This is a genomic window from Microbulbifer sp. SE14, from assembly GCF_059834885.1.
The window spans coordinates 39,105-53,667 of record NZ_JCBAJA010000008.1 but is presented as its reverse complement, the minus strand read 5'-3'; the positions used below and the strand labels follow the sequence as shown (position 1 = coordinate 53,667).

At 52.2% G+C, this 14,563-nt stretch carries 16 protein-coding genes; 3 read left to right on the top strand and 13 right to left on the bottom strand.

Features of this window, described 5'->3' with window-relative positions; genetic code table 11:
• Nucleotides 1-402: 402 nt before the first annotated feature.
• Nucleotides 403-594: a hypothetical protein gene (locus AC6R19_RS07850; RefSeq protein WP_500579243.1), complete on the top strand. Its 192-nt coding sequence runs from the start codon at nt 403-405 to the stop codon at nt 592-594.
• On the opposite strand, the gene AC6R19_RS07845 is transcribed toward AC6R19_RS07850, so the two are convergent.
• Complete coding sequence (locus AC6R19_RS07845) at nt 570-1,598, bottom strand: DNA-binding protein (protein ID WP_500579242.1); 1,029 nt, start codon at nt 1,596-1,598, stop codon at nt 570-572. The genes AC6R19_RS07850 and AC6R19_RS07845 overlap by 25 nt on opposite strands.
• Before the next feature lie 235 nt (nt 1,599-1,833).
• On the opposite strand from AC6R19_RS07845, the gene AC6R19_RS07840 reads away from it, so the two are divergent.
• Nucleotides 1,834-2,757: a site-specific integrase gene (locus AC6R19_RS07840; protein ID WP_500579241.1), complete on the top strand. Its 924-nt coding sequence runs from the start codon at nt 1,834-1,836 to the stop codon at nt 2,755-2,757.
• A gap of 281 nt (nt 2,758-3,038) precedes the next feature.
• Here AC6R19_RS07840 and AC6R19_RS07835 read toward each other — a convergent pair whose 3' ends face one another.
• From AC6R19_RS07835 to AC6R19_RS07780, 12 genes are all read right to left on the bottom strand, one after another.
• Complete coding sequence (locus AC6R19_RS07835; protein WP_500579240.1) at nt 3,039-3,170, bottom strand: hypothetical protein; 132 nt, start codon at nt 3,168-3,170, stop codon at nt 3,039-3,041.
• Nucleotides 3,171-4,666: 1,496 nt separating this feature from the next.
• Nucleotides 4,667-4,885: a hypothetical protein gene (locus AC6R19_RS07830; protein WP_500579239.1), complete on the bottom strand. Its 219-nt coding sequence runs from the start codon at nt 4,883-4,885 to the stop codon at nt 4,667-4,669.
• A gap of 117 nt (nt 4,886-5,002) precedes the next feature.
• On the bottom strand, nt 5,003-5,779 hold the full coding sequence (locus AC6R19_RS07825) for a hypothetical protein (RefSeq protein WP_500579238.1): 777 nt from the start codon (nt 5,777-5,779) through the stop codon (nt 5,003-5,005).
• Nucleotides 5,780-5,846: 67 nt separating this feature from the next.
• On the bottom strand, nt 5,847-6,770 hold the full coding sequence (locus tag AC6R19_RS07820) for a hypothetical protein (protein WP_500579237.1): 924 nt from the start codon (nt 6,768-6,770) through the stop codon (nt 5,847-5,849).
• A gap of 318 nt (nt 6,771-7,088) precedes the next feature.
• A complete protein-coding gene (locus tag AC6R19_RS07815) occupies nt 7,089-7,568 on the bottom strand; it encodes a hypothetical protein (protein ID WP_500579236.1) in 480 nt (159 codons plus the stop codon).
• An 8-nt stretch (nt 7,569-7,576) separates the two neighbouring features.
• Nucleotides 7,577-7,780 carry a hypothetical protein gene (locus tag AC6R19_RS07810; RefSeq protein WP_500579235.1) on the bottom strand — a complete coding sequence of 68 codons (204 nt, stop codon included), beginning with the start codon at nt 7,778-7,780 and terminating at the stop codon, nt 7,577-7,579.
• Nucleotides 7,781-7,795: 15 nt separating this feature from the next.
• Entirely contained in the window at nt 7,796-7,990 is a 195-nt protein-coding gene (locus AC6R19_RS07805; RefSeq protein ID WP_500579234.1) for a hypothetical protein, read from the bottom strand.
• A gap of 280 nt (nt 7,991-8,270) precedes the next feature.
• Nucleotides 8,271-8,441, bottom strand: coding sequence for a hypothetical protein (locus AC6R19_RS07800; RefSeq protein WP_500579233.1), 171 nt, complete (start codon nt 8,439-8,441; stop codon nt 8,271-8,273).
• 119 nt (nt 8,442-8,560) lie between these two features.
• The gene (locus AC6R19_RS07795; protein ID WP_500579232.1) at nt 8,561-9,679 is read right to left on the bottom strand and encodes an SAVED domain-containing protein; all 1,119 of its coding nucleotides are present in this window, start codon (nt 9,677-9,679) and stop codon (nt 8,561-8,563) included.
• 12 nt (nt 9,680-9,691) lie between these two features.
• Nucleotides 9,692-10,153: a M67 family metallopeptidase gene (locus AC6R19_RS07790; RefSeq protein WP_500579231.1), complete on the bottom strand. Its 462-nt coding sequence runs from the start codon at nt 10,151-10,153 to the stop codon at nt 9,692-9,694.
• Nucleotides 10,150-11,184, bottom strand: a complete 1,035-nt coding sequence (locus AC6R19_RS07785; RefSeq protein WP_500579230.1) for a HesA/MoeB/ThiF family protein — start codon at nt 11,182-11,184, stop codon at nt 10,150-10,152. Before AC6R19_RS07785 ends, AC6R19_RS07790 begins: the two co-directional genes overlap by 4 nt.
• An 803-nt stretch (nt 11,185-11,987) precedes the next feature.
• Nucleotides 11,988-13,202 carry a nucleotidyltransferase domain-containing protein gene (locus AC6R19_RS07780; RefSeq protein WP_500579229.1) on the bottom strand — a complete coding sequence of 405 codons (1,215 nt, stop codon included), beginning with the start codon at nt 13,200-13,202 and terminating at the stop codon, nt 11,988-11,990.
• A gap of 242 nt (nt 13,203-13,444) precedes the next feature.
• Between AC6R19_RS07780 and AC6R19_RS07775 the strand changes: the two genes are divergently transcribed.
• Entirely contained in the window at nt 13,445-14,527 is a 1,083-nt protein-coding gene (locus AC6R19_RS07775) for a bifunctional nicotinamide-nucleotide adenylyltransferase/Nudix hydroxylase (RefSeq protein ID WP_500579228.1), read from the top strand.
• Nucleotides 14,528-14,563 lie beyond the last annotated feature (36 nt).

The window sequence follows — 14,563 nt, the reverse complement described above, 5'->3', positions numbered from 1 at the left end:
CAGTTGTCGAAGTGCTTGGCCCGTACACGGCAGCGTTCGCGACATTTCCTATTGCAAGCAAACACCAGACTATCAGCTGTACAGCTATGGCTTTTGCCATTTTCCCCAACCCCTAAACCCGTTATGTATTTTTTTAAGGAATATTTAGAGTAATATAACCAAAGTTTAGGGTTAGAGCGATAGCGAAACGCGCAGAGCAAAGCGTGATATGCGTCACGTTTTGCGAGAGGGAGAGGGGATTCACTGGTGTCGAGGGTTGGCAGGGATTCTGGAAATTTTCGCCAAAACGGCGGTAACTTGTTGTTTCTATAGGTTTTTTTCGAAGAAAACCCCTTGCAAACCGTTCTTATTGTTGATTAAGAAGCCACCTGTTGGGATGATCGCCCGCAAACCATACAGGATATGGAGATCATCGAGTTCGGCTACGCCATTGCCGCCATTGAGGGTATTGTCACCAGTACTTGTCTCACCGCCCCTCACATCAATCTCGAGGCCCTCGTAGGGCTGAAGTTCGAGGGCCGTCAACACCGCGATGAAGGCGGCGCAAAAAACATCGCCCGCCTGCTGCCTTATATGGGCCTGTCCGGAGTCTGAGCCTCGGCCACTGTGGGATTGCTGTCTTTCGCCTCTGCGATCGCCTTGAAGTGGCTCAAGCTGGTCCGAGCCTCGGCGAGAGAGATCTCGAGTTCTGTTTGCCGACGCGCATTTTCTTTGAGTTCCTGTTGAGCTTGTGCCAACTGCTCCTGCATCAGATTGCTCTCACTGGATTTCGAGCTCAACTGGGCGTTGGTTTTGCTGAGCTGTTCGCGTACGGCCGTCAGCAGCTGTTCTAACTTTCTGAGCGCATCTTCCTGGCCGCCGACCTGCTTGCGTGCTGCACCTAGCTCGCTGGTCAGGCGGGCGTTGTCCTTATTAAGCTGGGTGAGTTCGCCCTGCTTTACGATGACGGACTGGTTGGCCTGGCGGAGTTCGGCCTGCAGTTGTTGCACCTGCTGTTCGTGCCGGCGAATGTCCTGGTCTCGTTGCTCTTTGCTGGCTTGGCGGAAATGCTCAAGGGCATCCCTCGCATGCTGGTGCTTGTCTTCCAGAGACTTCAGGTGGGTATCTTTGTCTGCCAGGCGCCCCTCCAGATCCGCCACCTGTTGTGCCAGTCGCTGGGATTTCAGCTGTTCGGATTGACGCTCTGCAGAGGATTCTTCCAGTGAGGCCCTGGATGTCGCCAGCCGCTGATCCAGGCCTTCTGCCTTCTCCCGGCTCTCCTTCAGCGCGGCCTCCAGGTTCTCACGCTCCCGCTTCCATTGGGCTTCCCGCTCAGCGTGGCGCTTCTCGGCCTTAGTGACCAGCTCGCTGGCTTCTTCCCGCAGCCGGGCTGCCAGCCGTGCCACTATTTCCCGAAGCGTTTCGCTGAGGAGTTGCTCGTCGTCGAGGCGGGTGCTTTCGGCCTCCTCGATCTCCTTGAGATACCGGTGAATGGTGGACTTGGAGCCGGTATTGCCCAGCTCTATCCGTATCGCATCCAACGAAGGGTTCTCGCCCCGAGCCAGCACCGCATCGCGGGCCAGCTGGACCTGGGCTTTGTTGATGCCTGCGCGCGCCATTGGTGCCTCCTATTATTATGTACCATAGTATGTATTATGTATTTACATACTAAATTGAGGTGTGGTGCTGCGCAATAGTTAGCCAAAATTATCTAGAGATAATATGGAATTATCCATTGTTAGATGCCCTCTTTGCCGTAGAATGGCCACTTCACAGTACGAAAGCTCTGTCACTGGGTTCATTCCTAGCGACTCCACCAGCACCCCTACCCCGGCAACCCGGGAAGAAATCGCCATGAGCAAGATCGAGCAGTACATCCACGCAGCCACTCGCGACAACACGCGGCGCAGCTACCAGGCAGCGATCCACCACTTCGAGGTGAACTGGGGCGGCTTCCTGCCGGCGACCGCGGACAGCGTGGCCCGGTATCTGGCGGACCATGCAGAGACCCTGGCCGTCAGCACTCTGAGGTTGCGCCTCGCCGCACTGGCGCAGTGGCACAGCGATCAGGGCTTTCCCGATCCCACCAAAGCGCCAATCGTCAAGAAGGTTCTCAAGGGCATACGGGAGTTGCATCCGGCACAAGAGAAGCGGGCGCGCTCACTGCAGTTGGAGGAGTTGACCGCTCTAACCTCCTGGCTTGAGCATGAGTACAAAACCGCTATAGCCGCGGAGGATCACAAGTCGTCGCTCGCACATGCCCGCAACAGAGCGCTACTGTTACTCGGATTCTGGCGAGGGTTCCGCAGCGACGAGCTTTGCCGCCTGCGAGCGGAGTTTGTGACAGTGAGCCGCGGAGAGGGGCTGACAATCTTCCTGCCCAGGAGCAAGGGCGACCGACAGAGCGCAGGGAGAGAGTTCAGAGTGCCGGCACTAAGCCGGCTATGCCCCGTTTCTGCTTATGAGGAATGGATTCGCGTGGCGGACATCGACGAAGGCCCGGTATTCCGCGGCATCAACCGCTGGGGTCATCTTTCCGAGCGGAGCCTAAAGCCCAACAGTGTCTCTGCCCTACTCCGGCGCGTATTCGAGGAATCACGGATCTCAATGCATGCGGGCATAAGCAGTCATTCGTTGCGTCGCGGATTGGCCAGCTGGGCGAATAACAACGGTTGGGATGCCAAGACTCTGATGGAGTATGTCGGCTGGAAGGATATTCAGTCTGCTATGCGATATATCGATGCCCCCGATCCCTTCGACAATACACTTCTTGAGTAGAGTAGAAGCTCCAATAACCTGCCATTACAGTCATCGGCAACAACGGTGTGCACCCCGGTGAGATTGAGCATATTGTCAGCCCGGAAATCGCCTACAGCTTATTTGAGATGATGAACTTCATTGTGGAAGACAGGATTTCTCGGCCCAAACAAGTCGCGAATCTGTACAGCATATTGCCCGAAGGGGTCCTTAAGGCCGTCGACAGACGCGATGGCGCAGTGAAAGAGCAAGTTCCAGAGGGGTGATGGAGGCGGCGCTACCAAGCGCCCCCAATTCCTCCTTCAGCCCATACCCCACAGCCGACTCCCGTTCTCCCGCATCCTCTCCACACCCGCCCCTTTGCTGTACAGGTCATAGGACAGCGACAGCTGTTCGGGGATGCCCAAGACCCACACCGCCTCATGCTCTGGCACACCGGCCCGCTCCAGGTGTAGGTGCGCGGCCTACTGCCTACTGATTGGGCTAATGGTGAGCGCTGTATCTGCCCCTGTACGGCACTTTGCTGACCCTCAGTGGCGAGAAATGCTTCTCGGGGCGGTGGTGCCGGTAGCGGCAGCGAGAGAGGCGGACAGGCTGCGCAGTGTAGGCGGAAGGAGGACGCGGTGTGGACGTTGGGAAGTTAGGGGGGTGGAGGAAAATAGCGACGCGTGTATATATTGAAAAGGCGCTCAGATTTTTCGGCCAAACAATATGTGCGGCAAAACTTTTTGTTGCGGCGATAGTTTTGTTCTAAATTTGGCGCATTTTTCAACCTGGATAGCTAAAATTGAGAGCCTGTACGTTTACACAGTGCTTAGAATGGCGGTAAAATAGCTTGTCGCCGGAATTTTATTCCGCAGGTGCGTGAGGGATTGTCCAATAAGGGCGAGAACTTGAGTCCTGTAAAAATGGCTACCCAAAGTGTTGCTACCACTTTGGGCGCCGGTGACACCTCACACACAAGAGTCGAGGGTGTCTTTTTCTAGCGAGGCGCAATAGAACTACATTGGTATCATTGCGTCAAGAGAAAGTTGTTTTACAGCGCCTCTCGCTCTTGTATTGCTTTAGACCAATACGAGACTTTTTATTATGTATAGGTACATTTTGAACAAACATGCTCAGTCATCAGGTGAGCACGAAGTACACAAAAATGATGGCAGCTGTAATTATATGCCTTTGCACTCTAACCAGATCGACCTGGGGGTACACGCGAACTGCCACAGCGCCGTCACTGAAGCTCAAAGGCGTTACCCTGATATTCAGGTAGACGGTTGCTATTGGTGCTCGAACGCCTGTCACACTCGTTAAGGGGGCGGTATGAGTAAGTCAACCAAACATCGATCTGCAGTTTCCGGAAGGTACGTGACGGAGCGGTACGCGAAGTCTCATCCCCGAACTACCGTCTCCGAAAGGAGTAAGAAGCCGTCACCTAAAACCAAGAAATAGCGGGATTAGATTGACGGGTAGCAGGGAGGGGCCCCCTCTCTGTGTTCAGCCCTTAGATGTAAAGAGAGGGGCACTTTTGTGCTCTACACTGGGTTGAAGATAAAGGGGGTGGTGTCCGCCGGTTTTTGTTCTCTTAATCTCTTCTGAGGCCTGGCAACCTGCTGAAACGAGGCGGTAGGCAGTCAGCTACCGTAAGGAGGTGATTTGTATGGCGACAAAAACCAAGTGCAGGCCAACTCGCACTTCTGGTAAGCCTGGGCCGAAAACGGTTCGCGTGAAAACGTATACTCGTTCAAAGCCCAAGCGTCTCCCGAAGTGTAAGTAGTAGTTAGTCCTGGCGGGCGTCACCCCCTTTGTTTTTACACGTAGATTGCCTACCAAGCGCCCACCAGCTCCCCTTTCAGTCCATTTTCTACAGCCATCTCCACGACCTCCTGCAGTCTCTCCAGGCTCGGTCCAACACTGCACGGCCCATAGGACATCCTCAATCTATGTGCTTAAGGCCAAGTTCTCTTACATAGTTTGGCCAATCGTCTGATGTGAGCTCGGTTGACATGGCATCGAGATCCTCTGAATCTTCGGATTCAACCAATTCGAAAGTATAAAAACCTTCATCGATGAACTGAATGTTGGTAACGCTGAAGATTTCACCTTCCGCGCTCTGATACCGGCCCTCAATTGGCCCTTCTATTTTCTTGCTCATTTCAATAGTACCCTTTTCCCGTTTAGCCGATAACACCATATTCCTATCACCTTAACGAACAGTCCAGAATGGACTGTAGTAAGCATCACAGCATCATACTCGAATAGGCCTTGAGAGCTAAGCGACCGCAGGCCCATCAATTACCCTCAGGTCTAAAAATGAGCATTTTTCGTTGGAAGCTTCCACTAATCTAAGTATTTCTTCAGCCGAAACTGGAGCCGGACCAATTGGCTTTTCAATCTCTACTAGCTCAGGAAACATGCCTTGCATTTCATTATAAACCTGCTCCATATTCAGTGCGGCTTGAAAATCGAAGTTGCCGTGAAATTCGTTCAAACCGTTATAAGCATCAACCACAAAAGAGCACGTACCCAGAAGTTCATCAGCGGCTGCAACAAAGGTTATAACCTTTGGATGGAGTGATGAGTCGAGTGCGACGATGTTATACTCCAGCATCTTCTTCAGTCTTTCCACATGGAATTTTAAATGCTTAAAGTGGAAGTTCTGTCTAGCTAGGCCATCAGCGTGGCGTTGACTGATTCTTTCTGGGAGGTCTGGCCGCGATAGGTCCGTATGGCTGTCAGGATCAACTATCCATCGCAGAGAGTTGAACAGCATCTGATGAACACGGCAGATGTGCCTTGCAAGGATCAGCCGAGCTGGGCGCCACCTCTTTTTCTCTTTCCTAGCGGATAACCACGAAATAAGACCGACAATTACTAAAGTTTCAACCACCATACCGTGTGCTTCAGCGAGTAATCCCTGGATAAAATCTGGGTCACTAAATGAGCTAAACCAATAGCCAAAAAAACCTCCAAGATATCCCGCCGTGATGAGCCCCGCAATGCCCAGAAGGCTCGCCCAAAAAAGCGGTCTCTTCAATATTCTCATCATCGCTACGCCATTGCTCCTTAGCAAATAGTTAAGTGCTCAAATTTCTGTACTGCCGCTTGAACTCCCATTATTCCCACCTTATAGTCGACTGAGCAAACCTATAGTGAACGCCTGAGTGGATGCGGCTTAAACTCGCTGGGGAATCTGTCTTGACTGCGGGGTCCACTTTACCCTGCCCGTTTATTATGGTACCAAACTGGCCGGCCAAAGCCTCGTTGTTCAATACTTCTTCAATTTTCCAAGTTGGTGACACAATAGATACACCGGTATTTAGTTCGACTTTCAAATCAGTTTTGCCGTCTCGGTCGAACACTGGCGAACTCGTGAGCTTGTGGCCTGTATCAATTCCTATGAGCCCAATGGTCTCTTTGAAGAATGGCATCATCCTTCCATCCCCTCGGTAGGTTCCCGGCCCCATGTAAACAAATGTTGGAGAGCCGCTGAACCCTGATAGGGATCGCATTTCTAACAGGAATGCTTCGACTCCGAACTGTCTGCCATCTATAACCGGCTCTCCGGGCATCATGGCAATATTTCCGAAGCGAGCAAGTGGTTGGTTCCGCAATTGGCCGCCATGAGCAATGAAGCGACCAAGCATAAAAACCTCATCACCGACACCAACATTAAGCTCGACCATGCGATTAGGAGTTACTGCCATTTCATGCCACACGATTGCGCTTACCGCCCAATTGGACTGGATTGATAACGCACACACTGCAATATCGTCTGCATCCGGATGTAGTACCCACTGGGCGGCTGAGATGCGGGCTACTTCAAAAGAACCGCCTTTTGTGTTGACGCGAAGGTACCGGTCAGCCTCCTGGGCTACGTGTATGTTTGTAACGAGATAGTGAAACTGATCGGAGGAGTTTTCACGGGATACACAGACAATGAAGCCGGTACCGCCCGCTCCCTGTCCTTCAGCCGCGGCCTCCTCCGAAGGGTAAATAAAAACGATAGATTTCTGCAGGGTGTCAGGTATTCTTGGCATTCTTTAGACAACTCCCACATTCCCACCTAAACCTTCTTTTCAGCGCGGATTCGTTTTATGTGCTTCCTGATAAATATTAGATGTTCTTCAAAGCCGCATGCGCGTGCGCATCGCAATGCATCTTGAAATGCGAAAAATCTCTTTACTCGTCCAACATCGTCAGTGATCGCAGTTCTATCACCTCCTTGCCCATCTTGCGCTCGTGTTACTACGATCCAATCGTCTACTTCTCTTTCAACTGTGCAATCTACAAGATGGCCTATGCGGATCATATTTAGCGCCATTACTTCTGTATGAATTCCTTTGCTCATATTCCAATCACTTTTTATTTAGCTTTCTATTAAGAAAAACGTTATCAATCTCTGGCGCAAGCAATTCATCACCTATCGATCGGCAGCGCTTTATCAATGAGATACAGTCCATACAGGTTATTGCACCAATCGAAAATTCACAGCCTTCCATTTCTGGGTGCAACTCATGGCTGCATAGGGCAAACCCTTCGTTATTAGTGCCGTGATTACGAATCCATGAGTCTCCATGTATATTCCGGTACCGCTCCTTCAATATCTTCGGTATCGAAGCATTTGCTTTCTGATTGTACCCTGTTGGGGGCCATTGCCCTTCGCTTCGTAAGGTCACAACCTGATCCGAAAGCTTCTTCTCGAATTTCTCTATTTGAGCACGATCCAACCTACCACTAACGTTTTCAATTTCACGAATGAAGGATCTATTTCCTAGGCACTCAGCTAAGGCGTACATCACTAGAACTCTGTTAACATTGGCTATGTCATCTGCCATATTCCCACCTAATTCTCTTCACTAACGAGCTGGTATTCCCAATAGCTTTGAAGCGCCAGCATTACTCCGAGAGGAAGACAAGCCATTGACAAAATGTGAACAAATCCTTCCTGAACCTGCTCGACACTATCATTGTAAATTGCAAAGGCACCGCCAAACCCGGTAAATAAGCAGAGAAAAATTGCTATCAATGAAAGCTGCAAGTTCGTCATCTTCCTACTCCACTGCTAGCCATTTTGGTCTATTTCACAATTGTCACTTTTGAAAAACAATTTCCTAAGTAACACAAAACCCACGCCTACAACTAACCAAGCTGAAGCAATCAAGAACTTATATAAGAAGCTATCCTCTTCAATAAGCATTCCAGCTGCACCAACAATACTCGCTACCAAGAGAATGGTAAAAACAGTACGTTCTTTCATATTCTCATCCTTATGTTAATGCGAGATTTTCAAACCCAAATCGAGACGGGTTGCGAGATTTGACACATTTGGATATCCGATAACCGTTTACACAAGAAAGTTCTATAAATTTCTTTTCATGTCCTTCATCTATAGCTGCACCAAGATGAACGTGTCTGACCTCTATATCCAAGTGGGACAGCTGTTTTAACCCCCCCCTCCTTTTTATTATCCGTATCCTCTGGCAGTACTAGCCTGCACTCATTTTCATTGACCCAAACACTTTGCTTATTGCTCAAAATCAGGTTAGATAGATGCCTAAAATTAAATTTGCAATAGCGAGAATATCCTTTAATACCTCAGCCTTCTCTTTCTCGCCAGCCTTTACGAAGCGGTATTGGGCCTGCTTGAAGTCAAGGTCCGTTCCTTCGCTTTTATAGCGAAGCACGTCAAGTACTTCATCTGTCGTCATACTTAAAATACTCTTTTATAATCCCAATGCCGTTCGATCCATGAGCTCAACCGACTACCGCAGCGGTGAAATATCCTACAGTTCGACTATAAAATTACTATCTTGGTCAAGCTGCGGTCTTACCCGGCAGGCAAGAGTGTCTCAGCCCCTTCAACATGCATCACTTGAGGATTTGATGCTCCCGAAACCGGCATCTCAACTCCCCAGGGATACCGCGGTTCCTGGGCACGCTCAAATTGATAGACAGTGAGCTTTGGCAAATTTCGTTTATCATAACGGCGGGCGAGATTGAAGACGACACTGTTTTGAGCAGCTAGTACCAGATGAATTCGATCAACTCCCATAGCATCTAGCCTCTTCAAGACCCCGAAAAACTGATCTGCGAGGGCTGATTGCTTAGCCTGGGACCAGTGCGAAGACTGTATCTCCGGCATTGTCATCCGAACAACTGGATACGTGAAAGTAGTGGCCAAATCATCTGACTTCACCATATATGAAGCCGAAATGGCTAGCACCACCTCGCAGGCTCGCTCGACTTCCTCTATGCCTGTAACTTCCAAACGCAAACCGTCATCTGGTTCATCTAGCAAGCGCCATCGACTACTAGTCCGATCCCAGTCCATGACAACTATCTCGCCTTCGTCGTCCAGGAGCAGCCCTGTCAGGAAGGTCAGCGGTACAGCTGTCAATCCGCCATAAACAGTAGTCAAGTCGCTGCGATCACCGCCCCGCTGCACTTGGTGCAACCATATTTTCATAGCGCTGACTGGCGGCAGAAGATCTTCAGGCTCAACTATGACCCCATCCTTGCGTTGTCGTAAATCGAGAAGGTATTCCAATCGGTTGCCGGCGATACTATCGGGAACAGCAGCCTTCAATGGCGAACCGTCATCATCCCTCAACCCTCGGCCTTCAATGACAAGCACCTGTTTCCGCAGGAGCTTCTTTTGTTCTTTCGTGTAACGATTCCAAGCCCACGCTGCTGAGCCGATCATCAGCAAAACGCAGGTCACGCTGACGCCCCATAGGATCCCCTCAGGAGCAGAGCCTGCCATACTGATTTCAATGGAGCCGGATGAGTCCCCGATAGGGCCAGAATACTTGATGATCCAGTTAGCACCATGAACAGCGATAAATACTAGAGCGGCACCACGAAAAATCCAGCTCTCCGCATTGCGAACTCGAAAGAGCCAGCCCACTGCAGCTCTAATCACAAAGTCGACTGTATCCCATCTCATCAGTGGTTCCTTTCAGTTGGCTTTTAGGTGGACAGGTTCCGGTCTCTGACCACGGCGATGCAGGCCTGCGGAAGCAACGAAGCGACCGAAAAATCCCAACTTCACGACGAGAAGGACGGCAAACTCAATACCTCTTTCGCCTTCAACTAAATCCTGCATCGACAGAAGGTCAGTGATACTCGGTCGCGCAGAATGGTTCGGATGAGAGTGCCACTCGCCAAGATAGTTGAATTGCTTGTAGTTGTGATCTGTTCGATCGAAGAACGCTTCGAGCGCTTGCCGGTGATGGTCAGCATCACGCACGAAGTGTGCCCTATGTCCTGAAATTTCGTCTAGAGAAAAGTCGATGATTGAAAAATGGCCAGGCGCGATTTCTTGCCCCATAAGAATACCGCCAATTTCACGGACACGGGCTCGCCGAAGCGCCTGTTTCATACGAGCGTGCACCTCCCCAGAGATATCGACTCGAATCATGTTTCGCTTCCCGGGAAAAACGAGGCAAGAATTTCCTGAAAGGCTTCCTTAGATTCACTTTCTTGACGCTCTCCCCATTCTCCTTCTCGCCGAAGATCAACCGGCAAAGTATCGAAAGGTGCCCGGAAGATCCATTCGGCCGCCAGGCCGACCGCATAGGCCGATGACGGAAAGATGCTCTGCTCTCGAGTCAAAATATCCAATGCCAATCTAGACGCGTGACCGGCGATGACAGCGACATCAGCGTCGTCGGCGATAAGAGGGGAACCAAGCTCCGATTGCACGCCATAGTCCGCTTCAGTGGCAGCCTCCCAAGGAACGCCATGATCATCGCACCAAGCACGTATCTGGCCTCGAGCAATGGTTGGTATTGGGTCATAGCCCGGTCTAGCCCTTGCGATAATTCCCCCAATTCCACCAGCAAAAACCTCGCACCAGACCATCGGTATGCGCTGGCGGCGCGCAACCGTCGCCACGAGATTGAATGCGCGCGGGTCAGCGGTCGCATCAATCAGCAGGTCAGCTTTGGCCAGCTCCTCCATCACGGACTCAGTTGTTCCGGCACTCTCCTGCTGACCAAGGGACACTCGACGATTAGATATCTCCGGGACAGCTACTACATCCTTGATGCGAACCGCCAAGGAGTTAACCTTGTGTTGTCCAATAGCCCGTGCGTCGAGATCGCTCCTGACAAGGTTAGCTTCGAAAAAGATATCGTCATCGACAAGCGTGAATTTTCGGACACCGGACCTTCCAAGAGAAGTTGCCACCTTGGAGCCGACTGAACCACATCCAACAATTGCAACCCGTTTCTCCGAAAGGCAAGTGTGGGCTGCAGGCAGCCGACCCGATGAATCGGGTGCAATAATCGTCTTGTAGAAAAATACAGTCTGTTTGCCTTCGTACGCAAAGAGATTAAGTACGATCCACTTTTTCGCGTCTCCGAGTAACACAAAACCTGAAAATGGGTTTTCGGGAAGTTGCTCGGCAATCTCAGGAAACTCGACAGGTAACAGTTCCGTAAACTGCATGGGGCTTACCCGGAAGCGATCGATCCCTCGCTTTGTCCGAAAGGCAAATCCCTTCATTATCGTCGAACCCGATGGTATTGGGCCGCCTTTTGACCATAGCGCATTCTCAGGACCGATACTGAGGAGAGACGCAGTCCATGTCGGCTTCTCGATTCGATCCCAGGCTGTGATGGGTACAGGCGTATCGAATGGGAGTTCTGCGAGGACTTCGATGGCACTTACTACCGGGTCGGAAGCAAAGAATACCCCTCTCCCGGGACACGCTGTGAATACGTCCCTGTACGCTCGTAATCGGCATCCCTGCCTCATACGGTCCCGGGAGAGGGGTATTCTTCCCTTCCGCCTTATTAGTATATCAATTACGAATCTCATGTTCTCGCCACGAGAGTCGCGGCCAATCGATGTCTGATGAGCCGAACGGACGACGCCATCCTCTTCCCCTGCGGGTCTCTCACCTGACAGAAGACGATAAGCGCTTTCGGCCATCATCGCCCCAGTAATCGACGGTTCCCAATTATCCGGCCGAAATTCGAGACAGAGCTCTCCCCCGCTCCCATACTGGTGCCCAGAAAGCCTTATTCCATCCCGGGGTAGTACCATTGGTGGCGTATCAGGAAACGTTGACGGATATGCCATGAAGAGCTTGAATACCTCCCCATTGTGAGAGATATCAAAGTTCACAATCAGCTGCAAGTCGTCGCCGACCCTCCAGTTGACACCCGAGAGCCATTCAACGCTTTCCAGCAATTGTGTAAGTGCGGCTTGCTCGGCCTTAGCGCGGGAAGCGTTCGTCAGCCACCACCTCATGCAAAACCTTTTGGTGTCGTTGGTACTCGAGGCTCGTTCCCGAAGGTCGGAACAGCTACCGCCGGGGCAACGGAGGCGGCACGCAGGAGTCCGCCACTATTTCCGCTGATCTTACTTGCTGCCCGCTCCGTCAACGCCGTGCCCATGTGGGCAGAGACCGCTTTGCTCATTCCCTGTAACGTCTTCGCACTGGTTGTGCGATCAAAGTCCTGGCGCGCCTGTTCGAGCCATTGGAAGAAAGCCTTCGCCTTGCGCGGCTCATTCCCCCATTTGTCTGCGAAATTCTCGGACGGGTCAGTAGGGTTCGGAATGATGAATTTGGTGCCATCGTGACGAATGTGCCGGTCCATGTCTTCGAGAATCGAAAGTAGCGCTCCGGTTATCGTTTCCTGTTCACCGTATGAGTGGCCAGCCAAGGTGGTGATGATGACGGATATGGGCTTCATATCGGGTTTACTTGCGAACATACAATCTCGGTGCCTCTTCAAGAGCATCACCGCCGCTTGCAAAGGCGTAAGAACTCGATAGTCCGGTAATTTCTCGATGCTTGCGGTAATGCCCTGCTTCCTCAAAGAATCAACGAGGAACTGCTTGTGCCGAGCCAGAGCCACGGTCATCCGAGACTTGAACCACTCCGCATACCCCCTGGGATTAGAACGCGGCCAGTCGTTCGTCTGTACTTGGTAGGTCGGAACATCACGATCTGTGATGGCAATTGCTGAATCTGCCCACTGTGGGTCAAATTGAGCGCGCTCAAGAAGAAGCCTCTGTTCAACGCCATTCGGCATCGCAGGCAGGATGTCCATGTGGAATTGTGCGCCATCTGCATAAGAGAGAATCCAGCAGCGCCGCCCTTCACGCACTGGCTTGGTCATCCCTTTGGCATCGTGATAGGCCTTGATTTCGTGGCCCAGAAGCTGCTTCAGGTCGAATTGTGTGAGAGCATTTTTCGTCAGTCTCTTGAGCTCACATACAGAGTCGATGTCATACTCTTCGGAGTCATTGACCGGCCTGATCGCCGTTCCGAGGCGAAACGATCCTTGTACATAGACTGCCGGATCGAAATTTCTTACTGTGCTCTCAGGCCGGTGTAGCCAGTCGCCCAAGGACTTATAGCTCGTCTCGGCCTCTTCGTACCGATACGCCGGAATAACGAGCTCCTTCACGAGCGCCTGAAGGAATTCCTCAACCTTACCGTTTGCACCTGCCATCTCCGCCCCCTCCGCAGCCATTGCCTCAATGAGAATTCCGTGTTGCGCCATGCGGGATTAGTTTACAAAACCTGGCCCTGATGCAGCGCTTAAATCATATTGGGACACATTTTGTTGTATTCAAGAGGGGGAGGACTGGTGTACCTCTTACTTATTTGGATAGTTGACTGTAAGTGTCTGAAAGACAATAATTACGAAGCTATACAAGAGTACCTACGAGTGCCGGACAGACCGGTACTCCATTGCCCAGCAAGGAGCTTGCTGCCATGTCCAGAGACTTCGATTTCGCCGTCTTTATCGGCCGCTTTCAGCCATTTCATACAGGTCACCTCAAGGTGGTCGAGGAAGGGCTGTCCCGGGCGGAGCGCCTGATCGTTCTGATCGGCTCGGCCTTCCAACCACGCAATCCCCGCAACCCTTGGACGCACGTCGAGCGGGAGACGCATATCCGGGCCTGCTTGCCGGAAGCAGACAACCGACGTCTCATCTGCCTGCCGCTGATGGACGTGCCCTATAACGATGAGTTGTGGGTACGCAACGTGCAGACTTCAGTCTCTGGAATAGTGACCGCGCATCACCCGGTGCCGCACAAGCCTCCGAAGATCGCGCTGATCGGTCACCGCAAGGATCACACCGGCTTCTACCTGAACCTTTTCCCCCAGTGGGATTCTCTGGGCGTCGACAATTTCAAGAGCATCAGCGCGACGCCCATCCGGGAGCGGGTATTCGGCGATAATCCGGCTGGTCAGTTGCGGGATATGGAGGATTCCCACCTGCTGCCGCCGCCGGTGGCGCAAACTCTGCACAGCTTCGTGGACTCTGATCCGGCCTACCAGGCAATGCGCGAGGAGGCTGAGTTCGTGACCAAGTACAAGGCCTCCTGGGCTGTCGCGCCCTACCCGCCCACGCATGTGACGGTGGATGCGGTGGTAGTTCAGTCAGGGCACGTGCTCCTGGTGGAGCGGCGCGCCTTCCCGGGACGTGGCCTCTGGGCCCTGCCCGGCGGCTTTGTCGATCCGCATGAAAAGCTGGTGGATGCCTGCCTGCGGGAACTACGCGAAGAGACCCGGCTCAAGGTGCCGGCCCCGGTTCTCAAGGGCTCGATCCGCCGTCAGGACGTCTTCGATGAGCCATATCGCTCCGCCCGCGGTCGGACCATTACCCACGCCTTCTATATTGAACTGGAACCCAGCAGCCAGTTGCCCAAGGTAAAGGGCGGCGACGACGCCCGCCATGCCAGGTGGGTGCCACTGGGTGCACTGGATCCCCAGGAGATGTTCGAGGACCACTACTACATCATCCAATCCTTGGTAGGGACAGCGTAACCTTCCGGCATCATGAGATGTGCTCGCAGGTACCCG

Excerpts from the sequence above, each read along its gene's own strand:
- AC6R19_RS07845 (WP_500579242.1), bottom strand. The coding sequence starts at position 1,598 with ATGGCGCGCGCAGGCATCAACAAAGCCCAGGTCCAGCTGGCCCGCGAT.
- AC6R19_RS07795 (WP_500579232.1), bottom strand. The coding sequence starts at position 9,679 with ATGAGATGGGATACAGTCGACTTTGTGATTAGAGCTGCAGTGGGCTGG.
- AC6R19_RS07825 (WP_500579238.1), bottom strand. The coding sequence starts at position 5,779 with ATGATGAGAATATTGAAGAGACCGCTTTTTTGGGCGAGCCTTCTGGGC.
- AC6R19_RS07805 (WP_500579234.1), bottom strand. The coding sequence starts at position 7,990 with ATGAAAGAACGTACTGTTTTTACCATTCTCTTGGTAGCGAGTATTGTT.
- AC6R19_RS07790 (WP_500579231.1), bottom strand. The coding sequence starts at position 10,153 with ATGATTCGAGTCGATATCTCTGGGGAGGTGCACGCTCGTATGAAACAG.
- AC6R19_RS07785 (WP_500579230.1), bottom strand. The coding sequence starts at position 11,184 with ATGCAGTTTACGGAACTGTTACCTGTCGAGTTTCCTGAGATTGCCGAG.
- AC6R19_RS07830 (WP_500579239.1), bottom strand. The coding sequence starts at position 4,885 with ATGAGCAAGAAAATAGAAGGGCCAATTGAGGGCCGGTATCAGAGCGCG.
- AC6R19_RS07820 (WP_500579237.1), bottom strand. The coding sequence starts at position 6,770 with ATGCCAAGAATACCTGACACCCTGCAGAAATCTATCGTTTTTATTTAC.
- AC6R19_RS07815 (WP_500579236.1), bottom strand. The coding sequence starts at position 7,568 with ATGGCAGATGACATAGCCAATGTTAACAGAGTTCTAGTGATGTACGCC.
- AC6R19_RS07800 (WP_500579233.1), bottom strand. The coding sequence starts at position 8,441 with ATGACGACAGATGAAGTACTTGACGTGCTTCGCTATAAAAGCGAAGGA.
- AC6R19_RS07810 (WP_500579235.1), bottom strand. The coding sequence starts at position 7,780 with ATGACGAACTTGCAGCTTTCATTGATAGCAATTTTTCTCTGCTTATTT.
- AC6R19_RS07850 (WP_500579243.1), top strand. The coding sequence starts at position 403 with ATGGAGATCATCGAGTTCGGCTACGCCATTGCCGCCATTGAGGGTATT.
- AC6R19_RS07780 (WP_500579229.1), bottom strand. The coding sequence starts at position 13,202 with ATGGCAGGTGCAAACGGTAAGGTTGAGGAATTCCTTCAGGCGCTCGTG.
- AC6R19_RS07840 (WP_500579241.1), top strand. The coding sequence starts at position 1,834 with ATGAGCAAGATCGAGCAGTACATCCACGCAGCCACTCGCGACAACACG.